The organism is Morganella psychrotolerans (assembly GCF_001676055.1).
In the GTDB taxonomy this organism is placed as follows: domain Bacteria; phylum Pseudomonadota; class Gammaproteobacteria; order Enterobacterales; family Enterobacteriaceae; genus Morganella; species Morganella psychrotolerans_B.
This window is the reverse complement of sequence record NZ_LZEX01000017.1, coordinates 1-25,074: the sequence shown is the minus strand read 5'-3', so window position 1 is coordinate 25,074 and position 25,074 is coordinate 1. Positions and strand designations below refer to the sequence as shown.

Sequence of the window (25,074 nt, the reverse complement as noted above, 5' to 3'; positions counted from 1 at the left end):
TCTCAAAAATAATATTTTTTGCGATATGTCCTGTGAGTGCCCACACAGATTGTCTGATAAATTGTTAAAGAGCGTTGCAACTTACGCTGCCGTTGCCGGTCTTCTGCGTTGTTGCGAGGCTGCGTATATTACGCTTTTCACCTCTGAAGTCAAGCATTTGTTTTTCAACTTCTTGCTGTCCTTCTCACTGTCGGCGCGCTTGTCAGCGTGTTGTTCCGTGTCAGTGAGGGCGCATTATAGGGAGCTTTTATTTTTGCACAACTCTTTTTTTGAATTTTCTTACTGACTGTTTGTCTTTTGAGCATTGAGTCGTATTTTTCGGCAATTCAGCCCAAAAGTTACATTGCCTGCGGTGAACTCTCTGGCTAAGATCACTGAAACTCATTAATACACTCAGAGGTAATAATTGTGAATAAACTCCGCCCTTATCTGACACTGACGCCATCCATTGGTGAAAATGTCATGATTGACGACTCTTCTGTCATTATCGGTGATGTTCGTATAGCAGATGATGTCGGTATCTGGCCTCTTGTCGTGGCACGCGGGGATGTGAACTATATTCAGATAGGCCGGCGTACAAATATTCAGGATGGTTCTGTTTTACATGTATCCCACCAGACCAGCGATAACCCGGCGGGACATCCTCTGGTTATTGGTGATGATGTAACGGTCGGTCACAAAGTAATGTTGCACGGCTGTACTATCGGGGATCGTGTTCTTGTGGGGATGGGTTCTATTCTGCTGGATGGCGTGATCGTTGAAGATGATGTCATTATCGGCGCAGGCAGTCTGGTGTCTCCCGGTAAACGGCTGGAAAGCGGATACCTTTACTTAGGCAGCCCTGCAAAAGTCGCCCGCCCGCTGAAGCCGGAAGAATATGAAGGGCTGAAGCATTCCGCAGATAACTATGTCATGTGGAAGAACGACTATCTGTCGCAGGGTAACCGGTAAGGTGGTTCTTCAGCCCCTTCTTTTTCAATAAATTCCGCGAACTCTTCCTCCAGATCCCAACGGCTCCGGCGGAAGAGAGCCAGCATATCTTCATCAGCACCCGTCCCGTAACGGGATTGCAGATATTGCCCGGAGACACAGCAATCAGACAAAAAACCGTTAATCATGACCGGAAAAATAATACATTGCTGGTCGTCATCCCGGGATTCACGATCAGGAAACTGAATTGACTGATTCATTATGCCATCCTCTGTTTAAGCTGAGCCAGTACCGGTGCAATATCAGGCAAAACACCATGCCATAGCTTAAATGCGAATGCCGCTTGTCCGGCCAGCATTCCCAGCCCATCAGCATAGCGCACCACGCCATTATCCACCGCAAGTTGCAGGAATGGGGTCAGCCCTGTCCGGTAAAACATGTCATAGCAGGCAACCGTGTTATTCAGCAGCGATACCGGGATCGGCGGGACACCACCATCAACACCGGATGATGTCGCATTAATAATGAGAGAAAAACCGGCTGTATCCATTTTATCTGTGGCGACAGTATTAATGTCACCATATGTAGAAAATTGTTCTGCCAGCGATTGTGCCTTCGTTAATGTCCTGTTTGTGATTGTGACCACGCAGCCCGCCCGTAACAATGGCAGTAATGCCCCCCGGGCAGCACCACCAGCACCGATAAGCAAAATTTTCCCGCCGGGACGGATAAAATTCAGTCGCTGCAAATCAATCACCAGCCCTTCACCATCAGTATTGTCACCAAATACCCGGTTATCTTCTTTAAGATGCAGAGTATTTACTGCTCCGCAGATTTTCGCCCGCTCACTCAGTTCATCTGACAATGCGTAAGCCTGCTCTTTAAAAGGCAGAGTCACATTTGCGCCAAGCCCGCCATCTGCAAAAAAAGCAGAAACACAATCACGAAAACCGGCCAACGGAGAGAGTATCCGCTCATAGCTCAGATCAATACCAAATTGCTTTGCAAACTCCTGATGAATAAACGGTGACTGACTGTGTGCAATAGGATGACCAAAAACGGCAAATTTTTTCATTCCGAACCCTTTTGGTATTCTGTCAGCCCTGACGATATAACTGTCCGGTCAGTGCATCACGGATTTCAGACGGATTTTGTCGCCCGCCGACCAGACCATCCACTACCGGAATGCGCCCGTTAAACTGCTGATTAACTTCCGCTGTTGTCCGGCAGGGTTCATAACCGCTCAGATTTGCGCTGGTCGAAACAACCGGTTTTCCATAAGCGGAACATAATGCTTTTACCACCGGATGGTCTGTTACGCGGACTGCCAGTGAATCAAAACGCCCGGTCAGCCACTGCGGTGTTGTTGATTTTGCCGGTATAACCCAGGTCACCGGACCCGGCCATGTGGCAAACATCGCATCACGTTGTTCTGCAGTCAGTCGTGAATCATCGATATAGGGTTTTACCTGATCGTAATTATCTGCAATTAAAATCAAGCCTTTATCCCACGGGCGCTGCTTCAGATCCAACAACGCCATTACCGCTTTTTCGCTATCCGGATCACAACCCAAACCAAAAACAGCTTCTGTCGGATACGCAATAACCTTTTGATTATTCAATGCATCTATGATTTCATCGAAATTAATTGCTGTGTCATTATTATTCATCATTCTTCTCATGTTGTTGTTTTTGTTGTTTTGCACAGGCTTTACTCGCACAACTTAATCTCATACCCGCCGCCGTCTTTTTTTCCACCAGCAGCGGATAATGGCAATATTGGCATTCACCAGCAACCGGTTGATTATTAATTGAGAATTGACATGCCGGATAACGATTGCAGGCATAAAATGTTTTTCCGAACCGGGATTTACGCTGAAGCAGTTTTCCGTCATGGCATTGCGGACAGGCCATTGTGGTTTCATCTGGTGAATTCATAGAGGCAACATATTCACATTCAGGATAATTACCACATCCAATAAACATGCCGTACCGTCCCTGACGCAAAACCAGCGTTCCGCCGCACTGCGGGCACAGTTGTCCGTCCAGCACTTTTATAATGTGCCCGTCAGTACCTGCTTTCAACGGACGGATATAATCACATCCGGGATAGGCAGAGCAGCCGAAAAACGGCCCGTGAGCGCCATTGCGGATGACCAGTTGCCCGCCACATTCCGGACAGCTATCTGCTGTTGATGTTGACATTATGATTTCACCTTACACCATACCGTTTTATTTATGCAGGCGGATATATCCCCCGCTGACCACGGCTATTTTACCTGATAACTCAAGCTGCAACAGTTGTGTGGTCACCTCAGTGACCGGCAGCTCACACCGTTGTGCAATAACATCCGCCGGAGTGGGTTCATCATCCACATTAATCAGCACATGTGCAAATGGCAACTCTTCCTGGTCCGCAATCATCTCTTCTTTTTTAATTTCTTTAACTTCCTGTATCTCCGGCAATGAAAGCCACTGCATATCCAACGCGAGATGATCGGTAATATCTGATGGTGCAGTCGCAATATACGCGCCCTGCTGCAATAACCAGTGGTTACCTTCATAAGCCGGATGCCCCAAAACCGCGGGCAGGGTAAAAACATCCCGTCCCTGTTCCAGAGCACATTGCGCGGTGATAAGTGATCCGCTGCGCCTGCCGGCTTCAATTACAATCAGCAGACGGCTTAACCCACTGATAATCCGGTTACGGCGGGGAAAATTTTTTGCCAGCGGAGGAACATCCGGAAAGTATTCAGAGACAAGCGCGCCTTTCTCTGTGATTGTTTCCGCCAGTTGCCGGTGTCTTGCAGGATAAATATGAGAAAGCCCGCTGCCTAATACCGCGATAGTTTTCCCGCCTGCCGCCAGTGCCGCACGATGACAGCATCCGTCAATTCCGGCAGCCAGCCCGCTGGTTATCACCAGGTTATGCTGCACCAGATGGCGGGTAAAGGATTCGGCCCACTTTTCACCATAATGGGTTGTGGCACGACTGCCCACCAGACTGACCTGCGGCGCAGACAACTCCGCACACTGCCCTGCCACAAAAAGCACAGTCGGAGGTGAATAGATCTGCTTTAATAAAAATGGATAGTGCGGTGATGACAGAGGCAATATTGAATGACCCGGTAAATCAGCCCATAAAAGTGCAGTTTTCAGCCGTGATGAATTCACATTCATAAACTGCTGACATTGTGCCAGTGTTAACCCGCAATGGTGTAGCTGGCGCAGGATCTGTGCTTTTTTCTGTGAACAGATCTCCGTCAGTGTTTTCGCCACACTAACAGCATGATGTGTACTTAACCGCCTGATACACGCCAGACGTAACCAAATTTCCCTTTCATTCATCATGCCATCCTGACTGAGCCTGTGATAAAAATGCCGTATCCGTTATGTGCAATACTGTCAATCAGGCTGATAACTGTCTAGAATAGACATTAATTTCCATCCATTTTTTAGATAGAACACGAAAAAATCTATGGCGTTATTAACTGTATTACATTATCCCGACGAGCGGCTTCGCAAGATTGCCAAGCCTGTCGAAAAAGTCGATGCTGCGATCCAAAAGATCGTCGATGATATGTTTGAAACAATGTATGAAGAGGAAGGCATCGGGCTGGCAGCGACTCAGGTTGATATCCACCAGCGCATTATCGTGATTGATGTATCCGAAGAACGAAATGAGCGCCTGGTATTGATTAACCCTGAGCTGATTGAAAAATCCGGGGAAGCCGGAATTGAAGAAGGCTGTTTATCAATTCCTGAACAGCGGGCATTTGTACCGCGCGCTGAGCGCGTAAAAATCAGGGCGCTTGACTATAATGGCGCACCTTTCGAGCTGGAAACAGGTGATTTGCTGGCCATTTGTATTCAGCATGAAATGGATCACCTGGAAGGTAAACTATTCGTTGATTACCTTTCTGCGTTAAAACGCCAGCGTATCCGCCAGAAAGTTGAGAAACTGGACAGGCTCAACGCCCGTTCATAATACCCGGCGGCCTTTTCCCTGCCACATGCCGCTATAGTGCTCCGGCGCTGTAACTGTTTGTGGCATTATTATTCTTACAGGAAAGCAACGTGTCAGATTCATTACGTATTATTTTTGCAGGAACGCCTGATTTTGCCGCACGCCATCTGAATGCACTGATTGACTCAGAGCATGAGGTTGTTGGCGTATTAACCATGCCGGATCGCCCGGCCGGACGCGGAAAAAAAATCACCGCAGGCCCGGTAAAAGAACTGGCACAGCAACACAATATTCCTGTATTCCAACCGGCAACATTGCGCAAAGAAGAGAATCATCAGTGGCTGCACGAACAGCAGGCCGATATTATGATTGTCGTGGCATACGGAATGATCTTACCGCAGGCGGTGCTGGATATTCCGCGCCTTGGTTGCCTGAATGTTCATGGTTCACTGCTGCCGGCATGGCGTGGCGCCGCACCTATTCAGCGCGCCTTGTGGGCAGGAGACGCTGAAACAGGTGTTACCATTATGCAGATGGATGCCGGTCTGGATACCGGTGATATGCTGTATAAAGCCGCATGTGAGATCACCGCAGAAGATACCAGCGCATCATTATATGAAAAACTGGCAGATATCGGACCACAAGCACTGTTGCATACATTATCACTGCTTTGCCGGAATGAATTGCAGCCGGAGCCGCAGAGCTGCAGTCTGGTAACCTATGCAGAAAAACTGAGCAAAGAAGAAGCCCGGCTGAACTGGAATTTATCCGCAGCACAGCTTGAGCGCTGCATCCGCGCATTCAATCCGTGGCCGGTCAGTTATCTGATCATTGATGAACAGCCGGTAAAAGTCTGGCAGGCAAATGTGATAGCAGAGCCTGTCACTGTGGCACCGGGAACAATCATCCGTGCAGATAAGTCCGGTATACAAATCGCAACGACTGACGGCATTCTGAATATGACACAATTACAGCCGGCCGGTAAAAAACCGATGTCAGCGACTGATATTCTGAATTCACGTAAAGAGTGGTTTATCCCCGGCAACACACTTTAATTATGTTCTGTGGCCGGCAACAGCCCCGGTGGTATGCCGGCCACGCCTTCTCTTCATCATTATCGCCGGTGCACCGGAACAACAATGAAAAACAGTTATAATTTACGCAGTATTGCAGCCAAAGCTATCAGCCAGGTGTTGGATCAGGGACAGTCTCTCAGTGCTATCCTGCCTGATTATCAGCGGGATATTAATCCGAAAGATAAAGCACTGCTCCAGGAGCTATGCTTTGGCGTGATGCGGGTTCTGCCTGAGCTGGAGTGGTATTCTCAGCAATTAATGGCAAAACCTCTGACCGGAAAGCAGCGCGTGCTGCACTATCTGATTTTAACCGGGCTTTATCAGCTCCGTTATACCCGAATCCCGCCTCATGCGGCATTATCAGAGACAGTAAACGGTGCGGTGGTACTGAAAAAACCACAACTGAAAGGACTGATTAACGGCGTATTGCGCCAGTTTCAGCGCCAGGAGCCACAACTTGCTGAGCGTTTTGCCAATTCAGAAAGCCGCTGGTTACATCCGAAATGGTTACTATCCCGTATTCAGGCTGCTTACCCTGATAAATGGGAATCTGTCATCACCGCGAACAATGAAAAACCACCGATGTGGCTGCGGATCAACCGCAATTACCATTCTGCTCCGGCTTATCAGGCACTGCTGGCTGAAGCCGGGATTGAATCTTTTTATAACCCGGCGTATCCGGATGCACTTCGCCTGGCAATGCCTTGTCCGGTTACTGACCTGCCCGGGTTTGCGGAAGGTTGGGCGACAGTCCAGGACAGCTCGGCGCAGGGCTGCGCTCTTCTGTTAGCGCCGCAGGATGATGAAACTGTTTTAGATTTATGTGCCGCACCCGGCGGAAAAACCACGCATATTTTAGAGATTGCTCCCCGCGCACACGTCATGGCAGTGGATGTGGATAAACAACGTTTAACGCGGGTAAATGAGAATTTACAGCGGCTTAAACAACACGCCATCATCAAAATCGGTGACGGCCGTTATCCGGAGCAATGGGCAGAATCACAGATGTTTGATCGTATTTTGCTGGATGCGCCCTGCTCCGCGACCGGCGTTATCAGACGGCACCCTGATATTAAATGGCTGCGTCGTGACAGTGATATTGATGAGCTGGCAACACTGCAACGGGAGATTCTGGAAGCTATCTGGCCATATCTCAAACCCGGCGGAACAATGGTGTATGCGACCTGCTCTGTATTACCGGAAGAAAACATTCATCAGGTAAATCATTTCCTGTCCGTTCACAGTGATGCGATATTAACTGATACACCGGTGTCCGGTTATCAGATGCTGCCTGATGCACAAAGCGGAGACGGGTTCTTTTACGCTAAACTGACTAAACGTAGCTGATAAACAAAACCGGACGATCATTTATATGAAAATTATTATTCTCGGTGCCGGGCAAGTCGGCGGCACACTGGCAGAAAACTTAGTTGATGAGAACAACGATATTACTGTTGTGGATACTAATCCGGACAGGCTACGCCAGTTACAGGATAAATTCGATCTCCGGGTTATCAACGGATCCGGTTCGCATCCCCGTGTACTGCGGGAAGCGGGCGCTGAAGATGCCGATATGCTCGTGGCGGTGACCAATTCTGACGAAACGAATATGATCGCCTGCCAGGTCGCTTATACCTTATTCAATACACCGAATAAGATAGCGCGGATCCGATCGTCCGAATATGTACGTGAGGCGGATAAACTATTTTTGCCCGAAGCTATTCCTATTGACTACCTGATAGCCCCTGAGCAACTGGTTATTGATAATATTTATAAGCTTATCCAATACCCCGGTGCATTACAGGTTGTTAATTTTGCCGAAGGCCGGGTCAGTATTGTGGCAGTAAAAGCCTACTATGGTGGTTCCCTGGTCGGGAATGCCCTCTCCAGCCTGCGTGAACACATGCCACATATCGAAACGCGCGTTGTTGCGATTTTCCGTCAGGACCGACCGATTCGGCCACAGGGCTCAACGATTATTGAAGCCGGCGATGAAGTATTTTTTGTCGCTGCATCCGAGCATATCCGCGCCGTAATGAGTGAATTACAGCGACTGGAAAAACCGTATAAGCGGATCATGATTGTCGGTGGCGGGAACGTAGGCGCCGGGCTGGCATTGCGTATCGAAAAAGATTACAGCGTTAAACTGATTGAACATAACCCCACCCGTGCAACAGATCTGGCAGAATTACTACATGACACCATCGTTTTCTATGGTGACGCCTCTGATCAGGAATTATTAGCAGAAGAACATATTGAGCAGGTCGATGTATTTATCGCTCTGACCAATGATGATGAAGCTAATATTATGTCCGCAATGCTCGCCAAACGTATGGGTGCCAAAAAAGCTATGGTGCTTATCCAGCGCAGTGCATATGTTGATCTCGTCCAGGGCGGCGTCATTGATATTGCCATCTCCCCGCAACAAGCAACAATTTCAGCCTTACTCGGCCATGTACGCAAAGCAGATATTGTCAGTGTGTCCTCATTACGCCGTGGTGTAGCCGAAGCTATCGAAGCCATTGCTCATGGAGATGAAAATACCTCTAAGGTTGTGGGGCGAAAAATTGCCAATATTAAACTCCCTCCGGGCACAATAATCGGTGCAATTGTCAGAGATGAACAGGTAATTATTGCAAATGACGAGCACAGTATTGAACAAGGAGATCATGTTGTGCTGTTTATCACTGATAAACGCCATGTTCCCGAGGTGGAAAAGCTCTTCCAGCCGAGTCCATTCTTCCTATAAATAGTTACTTAATGTTTTGATAGTTAATGTTATTGATCTTATACTCGAAGATGACAACTTGTTAACATTTAGGTAGGGGATGAGCTATGAGCTTCATAAAAGAATTTCGTGAATTTGCTATGCGCGGAAACGTCGTCGATATGGCTGTCGGTATCATTATCGGTGCGGCATTCGGGAAAATCGTTTCCTCATTAGTTGCCGATGTCATCATGCCACCGCTGGGATTACTTATCGGGGGTATTGATTTCAAACAATTCACTGTCGTGCTACGCGAAGCAAGTGGTAGTGCTCCTGCGGTTTTACTTAATTATGGCGTCTTTCTGCAAACTGTATTTGATTTTGTCATCGTGGCATTTGCCATCTTTATTGCAATTAAAATGCTGAATAAATTACGTCGTGAGCAAGCTGAAGCACCTGCTGAGCCAGCAGCACCTCCGGTTGAACAACAGTTATTAACTGAAATCCGTGATTTATTAAAAGAACAAAATAAAAAATAAACTAAAAGGCCGGTAATAAAAGATCTGCGAATCGTTTACTACCGGCCTCCCGGTTACCTGCCTTATTGAATTTTTCTTTCCGGTTATAACTTCCTTTTCCTTTCTTATTTTTCTCAACCCGCTGACGAAAAAGTGGGTCAGATAATAGTGCTTCCAGGGCATTGTCATTTATTATGCCGCGCTTATGCGCATATTTTGTCATAGTAACGTAACCTCATTTTATTGAACAACCACAAGGCTCTACCGCGCCTTGCTCAAGAATTTCTAAAATAGTGCATTGCGAACTGACGTGCGCCGTACCACAGCATGCATCACTCAGCATTTTCAAAGAATCCCGCATACGTTGCATTTCAACCAATTTACTTTCCACATCTTTGAGCCGTTCATCAACAATCTGCTTTGATTCCTGACAAGTATGATGCTCAGGATCAACACGGATCGATAATAATTCAGTGATCGCATCCAGTGTAAAGCCCAGTTGTTTCGCATACCGGATAAACCGCAGGCGGTGCAGGTCTTGCTCTGTATACAAACGGTATCCGCCATCTGTCCGGGATTGATGATCCATCATTCCCTGCTTTTCATAGAAACGGATAGTATCAGGTGTAACTTCTGCCAGTTTTGCCAGCTGACCAATCCGGTACATAAGAAATCTCCTGACATCATTGAGTACGATGTCATAATAGCAGAATAGTGAAATTTTGCATGTTACCGGGAAGAATAAGAAGATATGGAGTATAGGAGAAGATAACGGTGGCACTAATAAAAAACAGAAATAAAAAAACCGGGTAAAACCCGGTTTTTTTACACAGCAACAGATTACTCTGCTACTGCTTCCGTCTGGGATTCAGCACGGTCAACAAGCTCAATGTAAGCCATTGGAGCATTGTCACCGGTACGGAAACCACATTTCAGAATGCGGGTGTAACCACCTGCACGCTGTGCGAAACGCGGGCCCAGTTCGTTGAACAGTTTTGCCACGATCTCGTTATCACGAGTACGGGCGAAAGCTAAACGACGGTTAGCAACGCTATCCGTTTTAGCCAGGGTAATCAACGGCTCAACAACGCGACGCAGTTCTTTTGCTTTAGGCAAAGTCGTCTTGATTATCTCATGACGAACTAAAGAACCGGCCATGTTACGAAACATAGCTTGGCGATGGCTGCTGTTGCGGTTCAATTGACGACCACTCATACGATGGCGCATGACCTTATCCTTCTCAGTAAAACCTTAACCTGTGATCTTATTCGTCAGCAATACTTGCCGGTGGCCAGTTTTCCAGGCGCATGCCCAGAGATAAGCCACGAGATGCCAGAACGTCTTTAATTTCAGTAAGTGATTTCTTACCGAGATTAGGCGTTTTGAGCAACTCAACTTCTGTACGCTGAACCAGATCACCGATGTAGTGGATTGCTTCTGCCTTGAGACAGTTAGCAGAGCGGACAGTCAATTCGAGATCGTCTACAGGGCGCAGTAAAATCGGATCGAATTCTGGCTTCTCTTCTTTCACTTCTGGCTGACGAACATCACGTAAGTCAACAAAAGCTTCCAGCTGTTCAGCCAAAATGGTCGCTGCACGGCGAATTGATTCTTCTGGATCAATTGTACCGTTAGTTTCCATCTCGATGACCAATTTATCCAAGTCAGTGCGCTGCTCAACACGTGCTGCTTCAACATTGTAAGCAATACGCTCAACTGGGCTGTAGCACGCGTCTACTAACAGACGACCGATTGGGCGCTCATCTTCTTCCGAATGAATTCGGGCAGACGCCGGAACATAACCACGACCACGCTGAACTTTAATGCGCATATTAATAGATGCGCCTTCGTCAGTGAGATGGCAGATTACGTGCTCCGGCTTGACGATCTCAACATCACCGTCATGGATGATGTCGGCTGCAGTCACAGGGCCAATGCCAGATTTATTCAAGGTTAAGATAACATCATCTTTCCCCTGAAGCTTAACCGCCAGCCCTTTCAGGTTGAGCAGAATTTCCAGGATATCTTCCTGTACACCTTCTTTAGTGCTGTACTCATGGAGTACACCATCAATCTCAACCTCAGTTACCGCACAACCCGGCATAGACGAAAGCAGAATACGGCGCAGTGCGTTACCCAGAGTATGACCGAAGCCACGCTCTAATGGTTCAAGGGTCACCTTGGCGTGCGTCGAACTGATTTGCTCGATATCAACCAGGCGCGGTTTTAGAAACTCTGTCACAGAACCCTGCATTGTGTCCTCTCTTTGGTGCTAAGCTTTACTTGGAGTAAAGCTCGACGATCAGGTGCTCGTTAATATCAGCAGAAAGGTCAGTACGCTCAGGAATACGTTTGAACACACCTTCCATTTTCGCAGCATCAACTTCCAACCAAGTTGGTTTTTCACGCTGCTCAGCCAGCTCTAAAGCAGCCTTAATACGAGACTGTTTTTTCGCTTTTTCACGAATGCTGATTACGTCGTTAGGGGAAACCTGATAAGAAGCAATGTTTACGACACGGCCATTTACCATTACAGCTTTATGTCCGACGATTTGACGTGATTCTGCACGCGTCGCACCAAAGCCCATACGATAAATAACGTTATCTAAACGGCCTTCCAGCAGAGTCAGCAGGTTTTCACCTGTGTTGCCTTTCAGACGAGTTGCTTCTTTATAGTAGTTACGGAACTGACGTTCCAGCACGCCGTACATACGACGAACTTTTTGTTTTTCACGTAACTGAACACCATAATCAGACAGACGCGGTTTACGTGCGCCGTGCTGGCCTGGTGCTTGATCTAATTTACACTTGGTGTCAATCGCGCGAACACCAGACTTCAGAAAGAGGTCTGTTCCCTCGCGACGGCTCAGCTTGAGCTTAGGACCCAAATATCTAGCCATTTTCTTTCTCCAACTATCCTAAAAACGTAAGAGCGATTAAACGCGACGTTTTTTCGGAGGACGACAACCGTTATGAGGGATCGGAGTCACATCAGTAATATTCGTGATGCGGAAACCGGCCGCGTTTAACGCGCGAACAGTTGACTCACGGCCAGGACCAGGTCCTTTAACCATAACTTCCAGATTCTTAATACCGTACTCTTTCACAGCCTCTGCGCAACGTTCTGCTGCAACTTGTGCTGCGAATGGAGTTGATTTACGAGAACCACGGAAACCGGAACCACCGGCAGTTGCCCAACCTAATGCGTTACCCTGACGATCAGTAATAGTAACGATTGTGTTGTTGAAAGAAGCATGGACATGAGCCACACCGTCAGAGACTTGTTTTCTTACACGCTTGCGTGCACGAACAGGTGCTTTTGCCATTATAAGATTCCCCGATTATTTCTTGATCGGCTTACGCGGACCCTTGCGGGTACGTGCGTTAGTCTTGGTACGCTGACCGCGTACTGGAAGACCACGACGATGGCGTAAACCACGATAGCAACCAATGTCCATAAGACGTTTGATGCTGAGGGTCACTTCACGGCGCAAGTCACCTTCTACAACGTATTTAGCAACTTCGTCACGCAGCTGGTCGATTTGCTCTTCAGATAGCTCACTGATCTTAACATTTTCAGCAATACCCGTCGCTTTACAGATAGACTGTGAACGGGTTAAGCCGATACCGAAAATTGAAGTTAATGCAATTACGGCATGTTTATGATCAGGAATGTTAATGCCTGCTATACGGGCCACTATGCACTCCTAAATAATTTGGGGTAATACTGTTCTGAAAAGCCCGTTTTCAGGATACTCAAACAGTAAAACCGCATTTAACCAAAAGATTGGCTGGCTAATTTAGCCAGCTCAATCCAACTTTGCAAGAAAAATATGCTTTTTATTAGCCTTGACGCTGTTTATGCTTAGGCTCAGCACTGCAAATCACACGCACGACACCGTGACGCTTAACGATTTTGCAGTTACGGCATAATTTCTTGACGGAAGCACGAACTTTCATTTTTACTCTCCGTAACTTCTAAAGCAACCGAATTAACGGTTATAACCTTTGAGGTTCGCTTTTTTCAATGCAGACTCATACTGACTTGACATCATCAGAGTTTGCACTTGAGCCATAAAGTCCATGATGACCACAACCACGATTAAGAGGGAAGTACCACCAAAGTAGAAAGGTACTTTCATTGCGTCACGCATGAACTCCGGGATTAGGCAGATAAAGGTAATATATAACGCGCCAACTAATGTTAAACGAGTCATTACTTTATCGATGTACTTGGCCGTTTGCTCTCCCGGACGAATTCCTGGTACAAATGCACCGGACTTCTTCAGGTTATCTGCTGTTTCTCTTGGATTAAATACCAATGCGGTATAGAAGAAACAGAAGAATATGATTGCAGTAGCATAAAGTAACACATAGAGCGGCTGGCCCGGCTGCAGATACATAGAAATTGTCGTCAGCCAATCCCAACCCGTACCATCACCGAACCAAGATGCAATTGTACCAGGGAACAGGATAATACTGGAAGCAAAAATTGCAGGAATTACACCCGCCATATTCACTTTCAACGGTAAATGTGTACTTTGTGCCGCATATACACGGCGGCCTTGTTGACGTTTTGCATAGTTAACGACGATACGACGCTGACCACGCTCCATGAAGACAACAAAGCAAGTAACCGCAAACACTAAGACTGCAACCAATAGCAACAGGAGGAAGTGCAGTTCGCCTTGACGAGCCTGCTCGATGGTGTGACCGATTGCCGATGGTAAACCCGCGACAATACCTGCGAAGATAATGATTGAGATACCGTTACCGATACCACGCTCAGTAATCTGTTCGCCAAGCCACATCAGGAACATTGTTCCCGTCACCAAACTTACAACAGCCGTGAAATAGAATGCAAAGCCCGGATTAATTACCAGACCCTGCATACCAGGCATATTTGGTAAGCCGGTCGCGATACCGATAGACTGGAAAACCGCGAGGACTAACGTACTATACCGGGTGTACTGGCTAATCTTACGACGACCAGCTTCCCCTTCTTTCTTAATCTCCGCTAAGCGTGGATTAACCACACTCAGAAGCTGGATAATAATCGATGCCGAAATATACGGCATGATACCCAGCGCAAAGATAGAAGCACGACTCAACGCACCACCAGAGAACATGTTAAACATTTCAATGATGGTGCCCTGTTGTTGCTCGAGCAATTTCGCAAGAACAGTGGCATCAATACCAGGGATAGGAATAAAAGAACCAATACGGAAAACAATCAGCGCGCCGATAACAAACAGTAAACGACGCTTTAACTCACCTACTCCGCCTTTAGCACTTTGGAAATCTGTACCTGGTTGCTTTGCCATCTGTTACTTATTCCTCGATTTTACCGCCAGCAGCTTCGATAACAGCACGAGCGCCTTTAGTAACACGCAGGCCGCGTACAGTAACTGCACGAGTCAGTTCACCTGAAAGAAACACTTTCGCGAATTCAATCTGTGGACCAATAACGTTTGCGGCTTTCAATACATTGAGATCGATTTCATCGCCTTCGATCAACTGCAGATCAGATAAACGGATCTCAGCAGTGACCATCGCTTTACGTGAAGTAAAGCCGAATTTTGGCAGACGACGATATAAAGGCATCTGGCCACCTTCAAACCCACGACGCACGCCACCGCCAGAACGAGAGCTCTGACCTTTGTGACCGCGGCCGCCGGTTTTACCGAGACCTGAACCAATACCACGACCTACACGTCTTGGTGCGTGTTTAGCACCTGCTGCCGGAGACAGAGTATTTAATTGCATCTGTTACTCCTCAACCTTAACCATATAGGAAATACGATTGACCATACCGCGAACCGCTGGTGTATCTTCGCGTTCAACAGTATGACCAATATGACGCAGACCTAAACCGACCAGCGTTGCCTTGTGTTTAGGCAGGCGGCCGATTGAGCTGCGGATTTGTGTAATTTTAATAGTCTTAGCCATGGTCCATTACCCCAGAATTTCTTCGACGGATTTACCACGCTTAGCTGCAACCATTTCCGGAGACTTCATGCTATCTAAAGCATCCAGTGTTGCACGAACAACGTTCATTGGATTCGTGGAACCGTAGGTTTTAGCCAGAACGTTGCGAACACCGGCGACGTCAAGCACAGCACGCATTGCACCACCGGCAATAATACCGGTACCTTCGTGAGCAGGCTGCATAAACACGCGGGAACCGGTGTGTGTGCCTTTCACTGGGTGGAATAACGTACCGCTGTTGAGTGCAACGGTTCTCATGTTGCGACGGGCTTTTTCCATCGCTTTCTGGATTGCTGCCGGAACTTCGCGTGCCTTACCGTAACCAAAACCAACGCGACCATTACCATCACCCACTACAGTCAATGCAGTGAAACTGAAGATACGACCACCTTTAACAGTTTTAGATACGCGGTTTACCGCGATTAGCTTTTCCTGCAGTTCGCCAGCCTGTTTTTCGATGTGTGCCATCTTACACCTCTACCTTAGAACTGTAGGCCAGCTTCACGGGCAGCATCTGCCAGTGCCTGGACTCGACCATGATATTGGAAACCAGAACGGTCAAAGGAAATACGCGTAATCCCTTTTTCCAGTGCGCGCTCAGCAATAGCTTTACCTACTGCGATTGCGGCATCTTTGTTTCCTGTGCTTTTTACTTGCTCGCTGATAGCTTTTTCTAAAGTAGAAGCGGCAACCAACGTTTCAGAACCGTTTGGTGCAATAACCTGCGCATAAATATGGCGTGGGGTACGATGTACCACCAGGCGCGTCGCACCAAGTTCCTGGAGCTTGCGGCGTGCGCGGGTCGCACGACGGATACGAGCTGCTTTCTTATCCATAGTGTTACCTTACTTCTTCTTAGCCTCTTTAATACGCACGACTTCGTCGGCGTAGCGAATACCTTTACCTTTATAAGGCTCAGGGCGACGATAGGCTCTCAGGTCTGCCGCTATCTGGCCAACTACCTGCTTATCAGCACCTTTCAGTACGATTTCAGTCTGAGTCGGACATTCAGCAGTAACACCTGCCGGTAGTTTGTGCTCAACCGGATGAGAGAAACCTACAGACAGGTTTACTACATCACCTTTGATAGCGGCACGATAACCTACACCTACCAGTTGCAGCTTCTTAGAGAAGCCTTCGGTAACACCAACGACCATAGCGTTAACCAGCGCACGAGTTGTACCAGCTTGTGCCCATGCGTCGGTATAACCGTCACGTGGACCAAATGTTAACTGGTTGTCCGCTTGTTGAACTTCTACAGCGTTGTGGACATTACGGCTCAGCTCGCCGTTTTTACCCTTAATCGAAATAACCTGACCGTTGAGTTTTACCTCTACGCCGGCAGGAATGACGACGGGTGCTTTTGCAACACGAGACATGCTTTCCTCCCGATATTATGCTACGTAGCAGAGAATCTCGCCACCAAGACCAGCCTGGCGAGCTGCACGATCAGTCATTACACCTTTAGATGTAGAAATAACTGCGATACCCATACCTGCCATAACTTGTGGCAGATCGTCTTTGCGCTTATAAATACGCAGACTTGGGCGGCTTACGCGTTGAATACTTTCTACAACCGCCTGGCCCTGGAAATACTTAAGAGTTAATTCCAGTTCCGGCTTGGTGTCGCCTTCGATTTTAAAATCTTCAATATAACCTTCTTCCTTCAGCACGTTGGCAATTGCCACTTTCAGCTTGGAGGAAGGCATGGTGACCGCAACTTTATTCGCGGCCTGACCGTTACGGATACGGGTCAGCATATCCGCGATGGGATCTTGCATGCTCATCTGTCTTTACTCCCGTGATTCAAAATGGTGACAATTACCAGCTTGCTTTCTTAAGGCCAGGGATTTCACCGCGCATGGCGGCTTCACGGACCTTAATACGGCTTAAGCCAAACTTCCGCAGAAAACCATGTGGACGCCCGGTTTGGCGGCAACGGTTACGCTGACGGGAAGGACTGGAATCACGTGGCAGAGATTGAAGCTTCAGAACAGCATCCCAACGATCTTCATCTGATGCGTTAACATCGGAGATGGTAGCTTTCAGTTCTGCGCGTTTTGCGAAGAATTTCTCAGCTAAATTTGCACGCTTTACATCACGCGCTTTCATAGATTTCTTAGCCATGAATACCCTGCCTTACTTGCGAAACGGGAAGTTAAACGCTGATAACAGTGCGCGACCTTCGTCATCTGATTTCGCTGTGGTAGTGATAGTAATATCAAGACCACGTACACGATCCACTTTATCGTAATCGATTTCAGGGAAGATGATTTGTTCACGTACGCCCATGCTGTAGTTACCGCGACCATCGAAAGACTTAGCGGATAAACCGCGGAAGTCACGAATACGTGGTACAGCAATAGAAATCAGACGCTCAAAGAACTCCCACATGCGTTCGCCACGCAGGGTTACTTTACAGCCGATTGGATAGCCCTGGCGGATTTTGAAGCCTGCAACAGATTTGCGTGCTTTGGTGATCAATGGCTTTTGACCAGAGATTGCTGCTAAGTCAGCTGCTGCGTTATCCAGCAGTTTTTTATCAGCAATTGCTTCACCAACACCCATATTCAGGGTGATCTTCTCGACCCGAGGGACTTGCATGACAGAATTGTAGTTAAACTGAGACATCAGTTGTTTAACTACATCGTCTTTATAAAAATCATGCAGTTTCGCCATCGTATACTCCAAAAGTTACTTGATAGTTTCGCTGTTAGATTTGAAGAAACGAACTTTTTTGCCGTCTTCGAATCTAAAACCTACACGGTCAGCCTTGCCGGTTGCCGCATTGAAGATTGCAACGTTAGAAACCTGAATTGCAGCTTCTTTTTCAACGATGCCACCTGGTTGGTTCAGGGCCGGAACCGGCTTCTGATGTTTCTTAACCAGATTGATACCTTCAACGAGGACTTTCCCGGAAGAAAGAACCTGTTTTACTTTACCGCGCTTACCTTTATCTTTCCCGGTTAGCACAATAATTTCGTCATCACGACGGATTTTCGCTGCCATAGTGCCGCTCCTTAGAGTACTTCAGGTGCCAGTGAGATAATTTTCATAAACTTCTCGTTACGAAGTTCACGAGTTACCGGCCCAAAAATACGCGTACCGATAACTTGCTCGCTGTTATTGTTTAACAATACACAAGCGTTGCTATCGAAGCGAATGACAGAACCGTCAGGGCGACGAACACCCTTCTTGGTGCGCACCACTACTGCTTTCAGAACATCACCTTTTTTAACTTTACCACGTGGAATTGCTTCCTTGATGGTAATTTTGATAATGTCGCCTACGGCTGCGTAGCGACGGTGCGAGCCACCTAGAACCTTGATACACATTACGCGACGTGCACCGGAGTTATCGGCAACGGTCAGCATAGTCTGTTCTTGGATCATTTTAGTGCTCCGCTAAAAGTCAACTACTACTGAGCCAGTCCAAAAGGGAATGGCTGTCCAAATACCCATATATCGAGGGCGCGGCATTATAACACCACATCTTCGTTATGGATAGCAAAAAATAAACGGCTCATAAAGCCGAGCCGTTTATTCTACACCAGAAAACCAGGCTATTACAGCTCTGCTTTTTCTAAGATGCGAACTAAGGCCCAAGATTTAGTCTTAGACAGTGGACGGGTTTCGCGAATTTCAACGAGATCCCCTGTGCCACATTCATTGTTCTCATCATGTACGTGCAGTTTAGTCGTACGTTTGATGAACTTACCATACAGCGGGTGTTTCACCATACGCTCGATAGTTACAACAATGGATTTCTCCATTTTGTCACTAACAACACGACCTTGCAGAGTACGGATTTTATCGGTCATTACGCACCCGCCTTCTCAGTCAATAAAGTCTTAACACGTGCAACATTACGACGCACTTGTTTCAACAGATGAGACTGTTGTAACTGGCCGCTTGCCGCTTGCATACGCAGGTTAAATTGCTCACGCAGCAGGTTCAGCAGCTCAGTGTTCAGCTCTTCAACGCTTTTTTCACGCAGCTCTTTTGCTTTCATTACATCACCGTCTTAGTTACAAAGGTGGTTTTGATAGGCAGTTTAGCTGCTGCCAGCTTGAATGCTTCACGAGCAAGCTCTTCTGATACGCCGTCCATTTCATACAGGACTTTGCCAGGCTGGATCAAGGCAACCCAATATTCTACGTTACCTTTACCTTTACCCATACGCACTTCAAGAGGTTTTTCAGTGATAGGTTTGTCTGGGAACACACGGATCCAGATTTTACCCTGACGCTTAACTGCACGGGTCATAGCACGACGTGCTGCTTCGATCTGACGGGCAGTCAGACGACCACGGCCAACAGCTTTCAGACCATAAGTGCCGAAGCTCACATCCGCGCCAGCTGCCAGACCGCGGTTACGGCCTTTGTGCATCTTACGGAATTTTGTACGCTTTGGTTGTAACATTCAGCGACTCTCCTTACTTACGGCCTTTACGCTGCTGTTTTTTAGGTTGAGCAGACGGTTTTTCCGCCAGTTCAACTGCAGCCATGCCACCCAGGATCTCGCCTTTGAAGATCCACACTTTAACGCCGATCACACCATAAGTAGTTTGTGCTTCAGATGTGTTGTAATCGATGTCTGCACGCAGGGTATGCAAAGGCACACGGCCTTCACGATACCACTCAGTACGAGCGATTTCAGCGCCGCCTAAACGACCGCTTACTTCCACTTTAATACCTTTAGCGCCTAAACGCATTGCGTTCTGTACAGCACGCTTCATAGCACGACGGAACATAACGCGACGTTCCAGCTGTGAAGTGATGCTGTCAGCAACTAATTTTGCGTCCAGCTCAGGTTTACGTACTTCGGCAATATTAATTTGCGCAGGAACGCCAGCGATGTCTGAAACGCTTTTACGCAGTTTCTCGACGTCTTCGCCTTTCTTACCGATAACGATACCAGGGCGGGCAGTGTGAATAGTCACACGAATGCTTTTAGCCGGACGTTCGATAACGATGCGTGATACTGACGCTTTTTCCAGTTCTTTTGTTAAGTACTTACGTACTTTGAAATCGCCGTCTAAATTGTCAGCGAATTCTTTGGTGTTCGCAAACCAGGTAGAGTTCCAAGGTTTAACAATACCCAGGCGAATACCATTTGGATTTACTTTCTGACCCATTGCTAGTCTCCAGAGTCTCAGCGATCGGACACAACCACAGTAATGTGGCTGGTGCGCTTAAGAATACGATCTGCACGACCTTTTGCACGAGGCATGATGCGCTTCATGGTTGGGCCGTCGTCAACGAAAATCTTCGCTACTTTCAGATCATCGATGTCAGCGCCATCGTTGTGTTCTGCGTTAGCAATAGCAGACTCCAGGACTTTCTTAACTAAACCAGCAGCTTTCTTGTTGGTAAATGCTAAAATTTCCAGAGCTTGCGACACTTTCTTACCGCGGATCAGGTCAGCCACCAGGCGAACCTTCTGAGCAGAAGAACGAGCGTGGCGATGCATAGCAATAGTTTCCATCTCTTCCTCCTACCTTATTTCTTTTTGGCTTTTTTATCAGCCACATGGCCGCGATAAGTACGAGTCGGCGCGAATTCGCCCAGTTTGTGTCCGACCATTTCATCGGTGACATAAACAGGAACATGCTGACGACCATTATGGACAGCGATGGTCAAACCGATCATGTTAGGAAAGATCGTTGAACGACGGGACCAAGTCTTAACAGGCTTTTTGTCACCGCTTTCCACCGCTTTCTCTACCTTCTTCAGCAAGTGCAGGTCAATAAAAGGACCTTTCTTGAGAGAACGTGGCATGGCTTATCCTCTAATTATTTCTTAGTACGACGATGAACGATGAAGTGTTCAGTGCGTTTGTTTTTACGGGTCTTCTTACCTTTAGTCTGAACGCCCCAAGGTGTTACAGGGTGTTTACCAAAGTTACGACCTTCACCACCACCATGTGGATGGTCAACTGGGTTCATCGCAGTACCGCGAACGGTAGGACGAATACCACGCCAGCGACTTGCGCCAGCTTTACCCAGAACGCGCAGCATGTGTTCAGCGTTACCAACTTCACCTAAAGTTGCACGGCAATCTGAAGGAATTTTACGCATTTCACCGGAGCGCAGACGGATAGTGACATATGCACCATCACGCGCAACGATCTGAACGTAAGTACCTGCAGAACGTGCTAACTGACCGCCTTTACCTGGTTTCATTTCTACGTTATGAACAGTAGAACCAACCGGGATGTTGCGCATTGGCAAAGCGTTACCCGCTTTGATTGCTGCATCAACACCAGACTGGATTTGATCACCAGCTTTCAGACCTTTAGGTGCCAGGATATAACGGCGTTCGCCGTCTTTGTACAATACCAGAGCAATATTTGCTGAACGATTTGGATCATATTCCAAACGTTCCACAACAGCCGGGATACCGTCTTTATTGCGTTTAAAGTCAATAATACGGTAATTCTGCTTATGACCACCACCGATGTGACGGGTAGTGATGCGGCCATTGTTGTTACGACCACCTGACTTGTTGTTTTTTTCAAGCAGTGGGGCGTAAGGCTTGCCCTTATGAAGCTCAGGGTTAACCACTTTAACAACGTGGCGACGACCCGGAGACGTAGGTTTACATTTAACAATTGCCATTGTTCTTTACTCCTCCGACTTATTCAGCGCCGCCGACGAAGTCCAGATTCTGGCCTTCCTGCAGGGTGACGTAAGCTTTTTTCCAGTCACTACGACGACCGGAACGCTGACCGTGGCGCTTCACTTTACCTTTAACAAGCAGAGTGTTAACACCTTCAACTTTGACTTCAAACAGTTTTTCAACTGCAGCTTTAACTTCAGCTTTAGTCGCGTCTTTAGCAACTTTGAGCACGATGGTATTTGTTTTTTCCATCGCGGTAGACGCTTTTTCAGATACGTGCGGCGCGCGCAGTACTTTCAGCAGACGTTCTTCACGGATCATGCCAGCATCTCCTCAACTTGCTTAACTGCTTCAGCAGTCATCACTACTTTTTTGAACGCGATCAGACTGACCGGATCAATAGCAGTGACATCACGCACGTCAACCTTGTACAGGTTGCGAGCTGCTAAGAACAAGTTCTCATCAACTTCGTGGGTGATAATCATCACGTCTTCTAACGCCATGTCTTTCAATTTCTGTACCAGCAGCTTAGTTTTAGGCGCTTCGACAGCAAAATTTTCGACGATAATCAGACGATCCTGACGTACCAATTCGGACAGAATGCTTTTCAGCGCGCCGCGGTACATCTTTTTGTTAACTTTTTGACTGTGGTCCTGTGGTTTCGCAGCGAACGTGATACCACCAGAGCGCCAGATTGGGCTCTTAACAGAACCAGCTCGAGCACGACCAGTACCTTTTTGGCGCCATGGTTTTTTACCAGACCCAGTAACTTCAGCACGAGTTTTCTGAGCACGTGTACCTTGACGAGCACCAGCTGCGTAAGCAACAACTACTTGATGGACAAGTGCTTCATTGAAATCACGCCCGAAGGTAGTTTCGGAAACAGTCAGCGCGCTTTGCGCGTCTTTCATTACCAATTCCATTCCTATCTCCTCGACGTTAAGCCTTGACAGCTGGTTTAACAATCAGGTTGCTACCGGTTGCACCCGGGACCGCACCTTTTACCAGCAGCAGGTTACGTTCAGCGTCAACGCGAACGACATCCAGGCTCTGAACGGTTACACGTTCGTTACCCAGTTGACCTGCCATTTTCTTGCCTTTAAATACCTTACCCGGAGTCTGGTTCTGACCGATAGAACCCGGAACACGGTGAGACAAGGAGTTACCATGTGTAGCATCCTGAGTACGGAAGTTCCAACGCTTAACAGTACCAGCGAAGCCCTTACCTTTGGATGTACCAGTAACGTCAACTTTCTTAACGTCAGCGAAAATTTCAACACTGATGCTTTGGCCAACAGTAAATTCTTCACCTTCTGACAGGCGGAATTCACGTAACAGGCGACCAGCTTCAACACCAGCTTTTGCGAAATGTCCAGCTTTAGGTTTGTTCACACGGCTTGCTTTTTTGCTGCCGGTGGTAACCTGAACTGCACGATAACCATCAGTATCTTCAGATTTAACCTGAGTTACGCGGTTATTTTCGATTTCGATAACAGTAACAGGGATTGATACGCCATCTTCAGTGAAGATGCGGGTCATACCCACTTTTTTACCGACTAAACCAATCATTGTTTCAACCTCTCAATCAATTGATACCTGATTAACCCAGGCTGATCTGCACGTCAACGCCGGCAGCCAGATCCAGACGCATCAGAGCATCAACGGTTTTTTCAGTTGGCTCAACGATGTCAACCAGACGCTTGTGAGTGCGAATTTCGTACTGATCGCGCGCATCTTTATTGACGTGCGGAGAAATCAGAACGGTAAAACGCTCTTTACGGGTCGGCAGCGGGATAGGACCACGAACTTGCGCACCAGTGCGCTTGGCAGTCTCTACGATTTCCGCAGTTGATTGATCGATCAGACGATGATCAAAAGCTTTAAGGCGGATACGGATTCTTTGGTTCTGCATGAGACCAGAGCTCCAACTATTTTATAAACGTAAAAAATTACTCCTCGCACCCATTTCGATTGACGGGGGAGTGTAATCATTCTCGATGTAATCCCCATATCGGGAATATTTTCATAAAGGGCTAAACATCAGCCATTTAATGCTGGTATCAACCAGGCTTACTCTATTGGTAAGCCCGCGTATTATACGTGGATGAAAGCCGAAAGCAAGGGACAAACCGGGATTTGTGCAAATTATCTCCGCCGCAGTGTGGCGAATGATAGCACCAGCTCGTCACAGAATAAAAAAACCGCCGGTAAGAATATCTTCCGGCGGTTTCATCATGTATTTTTATTTTCGCTTATTCATCTTCAGACATCTGGGCCTGCTGATAATTTTGCAAGCCAACGCGGGCTATCAAGTCTAACTGAGTTTCAATCCAGTCGATATGCGACTCTTCTTCCGCCAGGATTTTAATCATTAAATCACGGCTGACATAATCTTGTTTAGAATCGGCATAGGCGATAGCTTCACGTAAATCTTTGGCGCCATCAAGTTCCAGCTGAAGGTCTGATTTAAGCATTTCTTCAACATCTTCACCAATATGAAGCTTGCCGAGGTCCTGAAGGTTCGGGAGCCCTTCCAGAAATAAAATACGCTCAATATATTCATCGGCGTGCTTCATCTCATCAATTGATTCTTCATACTCTTTATTATTAAGCTTAATTAGTCCCCAATTTTTAAACATGCGTGCATGGAGAAAGTACTGATTAATTGCAACCAGTTCATTTCCAAGCAGTTTGTTCAAATAAGAGATCATTTTTTTATCGCCTTTCATATGCCCTCCTTGTTTCCAGTCTGTTTAGTATAGACCCGGCAATCCAACCGTGAGGATATTACGGCGATAAAATGGCGATACAGCTCAAAAAATTGACAGGCGGGGATAAATCCGAGGAAATTCAGGCGACCTGGTCGACGGCGACAGACATGTTCTCTTCCGAGATAACCGCTTTTGCGTGGCGGATACATTTACCACACTCATTACCGACAGGAATAATTTTACGTAATTCACCAAACGAATGAACCTGATGCCGGCGCACCACATTACGAATAGCTTTGTCACTGATAGCATTACACAGACAAACGTACATTATCATTCCTCCTGATTTCGACAAAGAGTAAATGATAATCAATATTATTACAATTACGATTATGTAAAGTTAGTTATGTACCATCAAAATACAGATATAAAAAAAGGGAGCCGGTAGCTCCCTTCTTAATACGCGATCGCGTTATGCAGCAAGAACTTTTGCTACAACACCCGCGCCGACGGTACGACCGCCTTCACGAATTGCAAAACGCAGACCTTCGTCCATTG

General features: G+C 47.2%; 45 protein-coding genes. 7 read left to right on the top strand and 38 right to left on the bottom strand.

Annotated elements, in window-relative coordinates; all coding sequences use genetic code 11:
• Together AYY17_RS21960 and AYY17_RS11595 are read left to right on the top strand one after the other, a co-directional pair.
• Window positions 1-286, top strand: a 286-nt coding sequence (locus tag AYY17_RS21960; protein ID WP_206778822.1) for a hypothetical protein, incomplete at its 5' end; no start/stop codon positions are given.
• A 119-nt stretch (window positions 287-405) separates the two neighbouring features.
• Window positions 406-951 (top strand): gamma carbonic anhydrase family protein, encoded by a 546-nt coding sequence (locus tag AYY17_RS11595; RefSeq protein ID WP_156656702.1) that lies wholly within the window; start codon window positions 406-408, stop codon window positions 949-951.
• Here the strand turns inward: AYY17_RS11595 and AYY17_RS11590 are convergent.
• From AYY17_RS11590 to dprA, 5 genes are read right to left on the bottom strand one after another with little or no spacing between them, the layout of a single operon-like run.
• Window positions 927-1,190 carry a DUF1488 family protein gene (locus AYY17_RS11590; protein ID WP_067423866.1) on the bottom strand — a complete coding sequence of 88 codons (264 nt, stop codon included), beginning with the start codon at window positions 1,188-1,190 and terminating at the stop codon, window positions 927-929. The genes AYY17_RS11595 and AYY17_RS11590 overlap by 25 nt on opposite strands.
• On the bottom strand, window positions 1,190-2,005 hold the full coding sequence (gene aroE / locus AYY17_RS11585) for a shikimate dehydrogenase (RefSeq protein WP_067423864.1): 816 nt from the start codon (window positions 2,003-2,005) through the stop codon (window positions 1,190-1,192). Before aroE ends, AYY17_RS11590 begins: the two co-directional genes overlap by 1 nt.
• 22 nt (window positions 2,006-2,027) lie before the next feature.
• A complete protein-coding gene (gene tsaC, locus AYY17_RS11580) occupies window positions 2,028-2,600 on the bottom strand; it encodes an L-threonylcarbamoyladenylate synthase type 1 TsaC (protein ID WP_156656701.1) in 573 nt (190 codons plus the stop codon).
• Window positions 2,593-3,135, bottom strand: coding sequence for a DNA topoisomerase family protein (locus AYY17_RS11575; RefSeq protein WP_067423860.1), 543 nt, complete (start codon window positions 3,133-3,135; stop codon window positions 2,593-2,595). The genes tsaC and AYY17_RS11575 overlap by 8 nt, the downstream gene beginning before the upstream one ends.
• A gap of 27 nt (window positions 3,136-3,162) precedes the next feature.
• On the bottom strand, window positions 3,163-4,278 hold the full coding sequence (gene dprA / locus AYY17_RS11570; protein WP_067423859.1) for a DNA-processing protein DprA: 1,116 nt from the start codon (window positions 4,276-4,278) through the stop codon (window positions 3,163-3,165).
• 130 nt (window positions 4,279-4,408) lie between these two features.
• Here dprA and def point away from each other — a divergent pair, with 130 nt between their 5' ends.
• The 5 genes from def to mscL all read left to right on the top strand — a co-directional run bounded on the left by def (window position 4,409) and on the right by mscL (window position 9,219).
• Window positions 4,409-4,918: a peptide deformylase gene (gene def / locus AYY17_RS11565; RefSeq protein ID WP_067423857.1), complete on the top strand. Its 510-nt coding sequence runs from the start codon at window positions 4,409-4,411 to the stop codon at window positions 4,916-4,918.
• 89 nt (window positions 4,919-5,007) lie between these two features.
• Window positions 5,008-5,952 carry a methionyl-tRNA formyltransferase gene (gene fmt / locus AYY17_RS11560; RefSeq protein ID WP_067423855.1) on the top strand — a complete coding sequence of 315 codons (945 nt, stop codon included), beginning with the start codon at window positions 5,008-5,010 and terminating at the stop codon, window positions 5,950-5,952.
• An 84-nt stretch (window positions 5,953-6,036) separates the two neighbouring features.
• Window positions 6,037-7,320, top strand: a complete 1,284-nt coding sequence (gene rsmB, locus AYY17_RS11555; RefSeq protein WP_067423853.1) for a 16S rRNA (cytosine(967)-C(5))-methyltransferase RsmB — start codon at window positions 6,037-6,039, stop codon at window positions 7,318-7,320.
• Window positions 7,321-7,345: 25 nt separating this feature from the next.
• Complete coding sequence (gene trkA, locus AYY17_RS11550; RefSeq protein ID WP_067402006.1) at window positions 7,346-8,722, top strand: Trk system potassium transporter TrkA; 1,377 nt, start codon at window positions 7,346-7,348, stop codon at window positions 8,720-8,722.
• A gap of 86 nt (window positions 8,723-8,808) precedes the next feature.
• On the top strand, window positions 8,809-9,219 hold the full coding sequence (gene mscL / locus AYY17_RS11545; RefSeq protein ID WP_067402004.1) for a large-conductance mechanosensitive channel protein MscL: 411 nt from the start codon (window positions 8,809-8,811) through the stop codon (window positions 9,217-9,219).
• 1 nt (window position 9,220) lies between these two features.
• On the opposite strand, the gene AYY17_RS11540 is transcribed toward mscL, so the two are convergent.
• From AYY17_RS11540 to AYY17_RS21275, 33 genes are all read right to left on the bottom strand, one after another.
• Complete coding sequence (locus tag AYY17_RS11540) at window positions 9,221-9,421, bottom strand: alternative ribosome-rescue factor A (protein WP_067423851.1); 201 nt, start codon at window positions 9,419-9,421, stop codon at window positions 9,221-9,223.
• A 12-nt stretch (window positions 9,422-9,433) separates the two neighbouring features.
• On the bottom strand, window positions 9,434-9,865 hold the full coding sequence (gene zntR / locus AYY17_RS11535) for a Zn(2+)-responsive transcriptional regulator (RefSeq protein WP_067402000.1): 432 nt from the start codon (window positions 9,863-9,865) through the stop codon (window positions 9,434-9,436).
• Window positions 9,866-10,038: 173 nt separating this feature from the next.
• On the bottom strand, window positions 10,039-10,425 hold the full coding sequence (rplQ, locus tag AYY17_RS11530; RefSeq protein ID WP_067365837.1) for a 50S ribosomal protein L17: 387 nt from the start codon (window positions 10,423-10,425) through the stop codon (window positions 10,039-10,041).
• A gap of 37 nt (window positions 10,426-10,462) precedes the next feature.
• Window positions 10,463-11,452, bottom strand: a complete 990-nt coding sequence (locus tag AYY17_RS11525; RefSeq protein ID WP_067365835.1) for a DNA-directed RNA polymerase subunit alpha — start codon at window positions 11,450-11,452, stop codon at window positions 10,463-10,465.
• 25 nt (window positions 11,453-11,477) lie between these two features.
• A complete protein-coding gene (gene rpsD / locus AYY17_RS11520; protein WP_067365832.1) occupies window positions 11,478-12,098 on the bottom strand; it encodes a 30S ribosomal protein S4 in 621 nt (206 codons plus the stop codon).
• A 36-nt stretch (window positions 12,099-12,134) separates the two neighbouring features.
• Complete coding sequence (rpsK, locus tag AYY17_RS11515) at window positions 12,135-12,524, bottom strand: 30S ribosomal protein S11 (RefSeq protein WP_067365829.1); 390 nt, start codon at window positions 12,522-12,524, stop codon at window positions 12,135-12,137.
• 15 nt (window positions 12,525-12,539) lie between these two features.
• Window positions 12,540-12,896, bottom strand: coding sequence for a 30S ribosomal protein S13 (gene rpsM / locus AYY17_RS11510; protein WP_067365825.1), 357 nt, complete (start codon window positions 12,894-12,896; stop codon window positions 12,540-12,542).
• Window positions 12,897-13,041: 145 nt separating this feature from the next.
• Window positions 13,042-13,158 (bottom strand): 50S ribosomal protein L36, encoded by a 117-nt coding sequence (gene rpmJ, locus AYY17_RS21280; RefSeq protein WP_015422332.1) that lies wholly within the window; start codon window positions 13,156-13,158, stop codon window positions 13,042-13,044.
• A gap of 32 nt (window positions 13,159-13,190) precedes the next feature.
• Window positions 13,191-14,522 (bottom strand): preprotein translocase subunit SecY, encoded by a 1,332-nt coding sequence (gene secY, locus AYY17_RS11505; protein ID WP_067401995.1) that lies wholly within the window; start codon window positions 14,520-14,522, stop codon window positions 13,191-13,193.
• A 7-nt stretch (window positions 14,523-14,529) separates the two neighbouring features.
• Window positions 14,530-14,964: a 50S ribosomal protein L15 gene (gene rplO / locus AYY17_RS11500; protein WP_067401993.1), complete on the bottom strand. Its 435-nt coding sequence runs from the start codon at window positions 14,962-14,964 to the stop codon at window positions 14,530-14,532.
• Window positions 14,965-14,967: 3 nt separating this feature from the next.
• Window positions 14,968-15,147: a 50S ribosomal protein L30 gene (rpmD, locus tag AYY17_RS11495; protein ID WP_067365818.1), complete on the bottom strand. Its 180-nt coding sequence runs from the start codon at window positions 15,145-15,147 to the stop codon at window positions 14,968-14,970.
• Between the two features lie 6 nt (window positions 15,148-15,153).
• Window positions 15,154-15,654, bottom strand: a complete 501-nt coding sequence (gene rpsE, locus AYY17_RS11490; protein ID WP_067365815.1) for a 30S ribosomal protein S5 — start codon at window positions 15,652-15,654, stop codon at window positions 15,154-15,156.
• A 14-nt stretch (window positions 15,655-15,668) separates the two neighbouring features.
• On the bottom strand, window positions 15,669-16,022 hold the full coding sequence (gene rplR / locus AYY17_RS11485) for a 50S ribosomal protein L18 (protein WP_067423849.1): 354 nt from the start codon (window positions 16,020-16,022) through the stop codon (window positions 15,669-15,671).
• Between the two features lie 9 nt (window positions 16,023-16,031).
• Window positions 16,032-16,565: a 50S ribosomal protein L6 gene (gene rplF / locus AYY17_RS11480; protein WP_067365809.1), complete on the bottom strand. Its 534-nt coding sequence runs from the start codon at window positions 16,563-16,565 to the stop codon at window positions 16,032-16,034.
• 15 nt (window positions 16,566-16,580) lie between these two features.
• Entirely contained in the window at window positions 16,581-16,973 is a 393-nt protein-coding gene (gene rpsH / locus AYY17_RS11475) for a 30S ribosomal protein S8 (RefSeq protein WP_067401990.1), read from the bottom strand.
• A 34-nt stretch (window positions 16,974-17,007) separates the two neighbouring features.
• On the bottom strand, window positions 17,008-17,313 hold the full coding sequence (rpsN, locus tag AYY17_RS11470; RefSeq protein ID WP_067401988.1) for a 30S ribosomal protein S14: 306 nt from the start codon (window positions 17,311-17,313) through the stop codon (window positions 17,008-17,010).
• A gap of 12 nt (window positions 17,314-17,325) precedes the next feature.
• Complete coding sequence (rplE, locus tag AYY17_RS11465) at window positions 17,326-17,865, bottom strand: 50S ribosomal protein L5 (RefSeq protein WP_067401985.1); 540 nt, start codon at window positions 17,863-17,865, stop codon at window positions 17,326-17,328.
• 15 nt (window positions 17,866-17,880) lie between these two features.
• Window positions 17,881-18,195 (bottom strand): 50S ribosomal protein L24, encoded by a 315-nt coding sequence (gene rplX / locus AYY17_RS11460; RefSeq protein ID WP_067365797.1) that lies wholly within the window; start codon window positions 18,193-18,195, stop codon window positions 17,881-17,883.
• An 11-nt stretch (window positions 18,196-18,206) separates the two neighbouring features.
• Window positions 18,207-18,578 (bottom strand): 50S ribosomal protein L14, encoded by a 372-nt coding sequence (rplN, locus tag AYY17_RS11455; RefSeq protein WP_067365795.1) that lies wholly within the window; start codon window positions 18,576-18,578, stop codon window positions 18,207-18,209.
• A gap of 173 nt (window positions 18,579-18,751) precedes the next feature.
• On the bottom strand, window positions 18,752-19,006 hold the full coding sequence (rpsQ, locus tag AYY17_RS11450) for a 30S ribosomal protein S17 (RefSeq protein WP_067365792.1): 255 nt from the start codon (window positions 19,004-19,006) through the stop codon (window positions 18,752-18,754).
• A complete protein-coding gene (gene rpmC, locus AYY17_RS11445) occupies window positions 19,006-19,197 on the bottom strand; it encodes a 50S ribosomal protein L29 (protein WP_027275666.1) in 192 nt (63 codons plus the stop codon). Before rpmC ends, rpsQ begins: the two co-directional genes overlap by 1 nt.
• Complete coding sequence (rplP, locus tag AYY17_RS11440; protein ID WP_067365789.1) at window positions 19,197-19,607, bottom strand: 50S ribosomal protein L16; 411 nt, start codon at window positions 19,605-19,607, stop codon at window positions 19,197-19,199. Before rplP ends, rpmC begins: the two co-directional genes overlap by 1 nt.
• 13 nt (window positions 19,608-19,620) lie before the next feature.
• Window positions 19,621-20,322 carry a 30S ribosomal protein S3 gene (gene rpsC, locus AYY17_RS11435; protein ID WP_067423848.1) on the bottom strand — a complete coding sequence of 234 codons (702 nt, stop codon included), beginning with the start codon at window positions 20,320-20,322 and terminating at the stop codon, window positions 19,621-19,623.
• Between the two features lie 17 nt (window positions 20,323-20,339).
• The gene (gene rplV, locus AYY17_RS11430) at window positions 20,340-20,672 is read right to left on the bottom strand and encodes a 50S ribosomal protein L22 (RefSeq protein WP_067365785.1); all 333 of its coding nucleotides are present in this window, start codon (window positions 20,670-20,672) and stop codon (window positions 20,340-20,342) included.
• A 14-nt stretch (window positions 20,673-20,686) separates the two neighbouring features.
• Entirely contained in the window at window positions 20,687-20,965 is a 279-nt protein-coding gene (rpsS, locus tag AYY17_RS11425) for a 30S ribosomal protein S19 (RefSeq protein WP_067365783.1), read from the bottom strand.
• A 14-nt stretch (window positions 20,966-20,979) separates the two neighbouring features.
• Complete coding sequence (gene rplB, locus AYY17_RS11420; protein ID WP_067365780.1) at window positions 20,980-21,804, bottom strand: 50S ribosomal protein L2; 825 nt, start codon at window positions 21,802-21,804, stop codon at window positions 20,980-20,982.
• 19 nt (window positions 21,805-21,823) lie between these two features.
• A complete protein-coding gene (rplW, locus tag AYY17_RS11415; RefSeq protein WP_067365775.1) occupies window positions 21,824-22,126 on the bottom strand; it encodes a 50S ribosomal protein L23 in 303 nt (100 codons plus the stop codon).
• On the bottom strand, window positions 22,123-22,728 hold the full coding sequence (gene rplD / locus AYY17_RS11410; RefSeq protein ID WP_067365773.1) for a 50S ribosomal protein L4: 606 nt from the start codon (window positions 22,726-22,728) through the stop codon (window positions 22,123-22,125). Before rplD ends, rplW begins: the two co-directional genes overlap by 4 nt.
• Window positions 22,729-22,744: 16 nt before the next feature.
• Entirely contained in the window at window positions 22,745-23,374 is a 630-nt protein-coding gene (gene rplC / locus AYY17_RS11405; RefSeq protein WP_067401981.1) for a 50S ribosomal protein L3, read from the bottom strand.
• 31 nt (window positions 23,375-23,405) lie between these two features.
• The gene (gene rpsJ, locus AYY17_RS11400; RefSeq protein WP_001181005.1) at window positions 23,406-23,717 is read right to left on the bottom strand and encodes a 30S ribosomal protein S10; all 312 of its coding nucleotides are present in this window, start codon (window positions 23,715-23,717) and stop codon (window positions 23,406-23,408) included.
• A 340-nt stretch (window positions 23,718-24,057) separates the two neighbouring features.
• Complete coding sequence (gene bfr / locus AYY17_RS11395) at window positions 24,058-24,534, bottom strand: bacterioferritin (protein WP_067423846.1); 477 nt, start codon at window positions 24,532-24,534, stop codon at window positions 24,058-24,060.
• Window positions 24,535-24,655: 121 nt separating this feature from the next.
• Window positions 24,656-24,847 carry a bacterioferritin-associated ferredoxin gene (gene bfd, locus AYY17_RS11390; RefSeq protein ID WP_067401977.1) on the bottom strand — a complete coding sequence of 64 codons (192 nt, stop codon included), beginning with the start codon at window positions 24,845-24,847 and terminating at the stop codon, window positions 24,656-24,658.
• Window positions 24,848-24,988: 141 nt separating this feature from the next.
• A partial coding sequence (locus AYY17_RS21275) for an EF-Tu C-terminal domain-related protein (protein ID WP_082956919.1) occupies window positions 24,989-25,074 on the bottom strand: 86 nt, incomplete at its 5' end.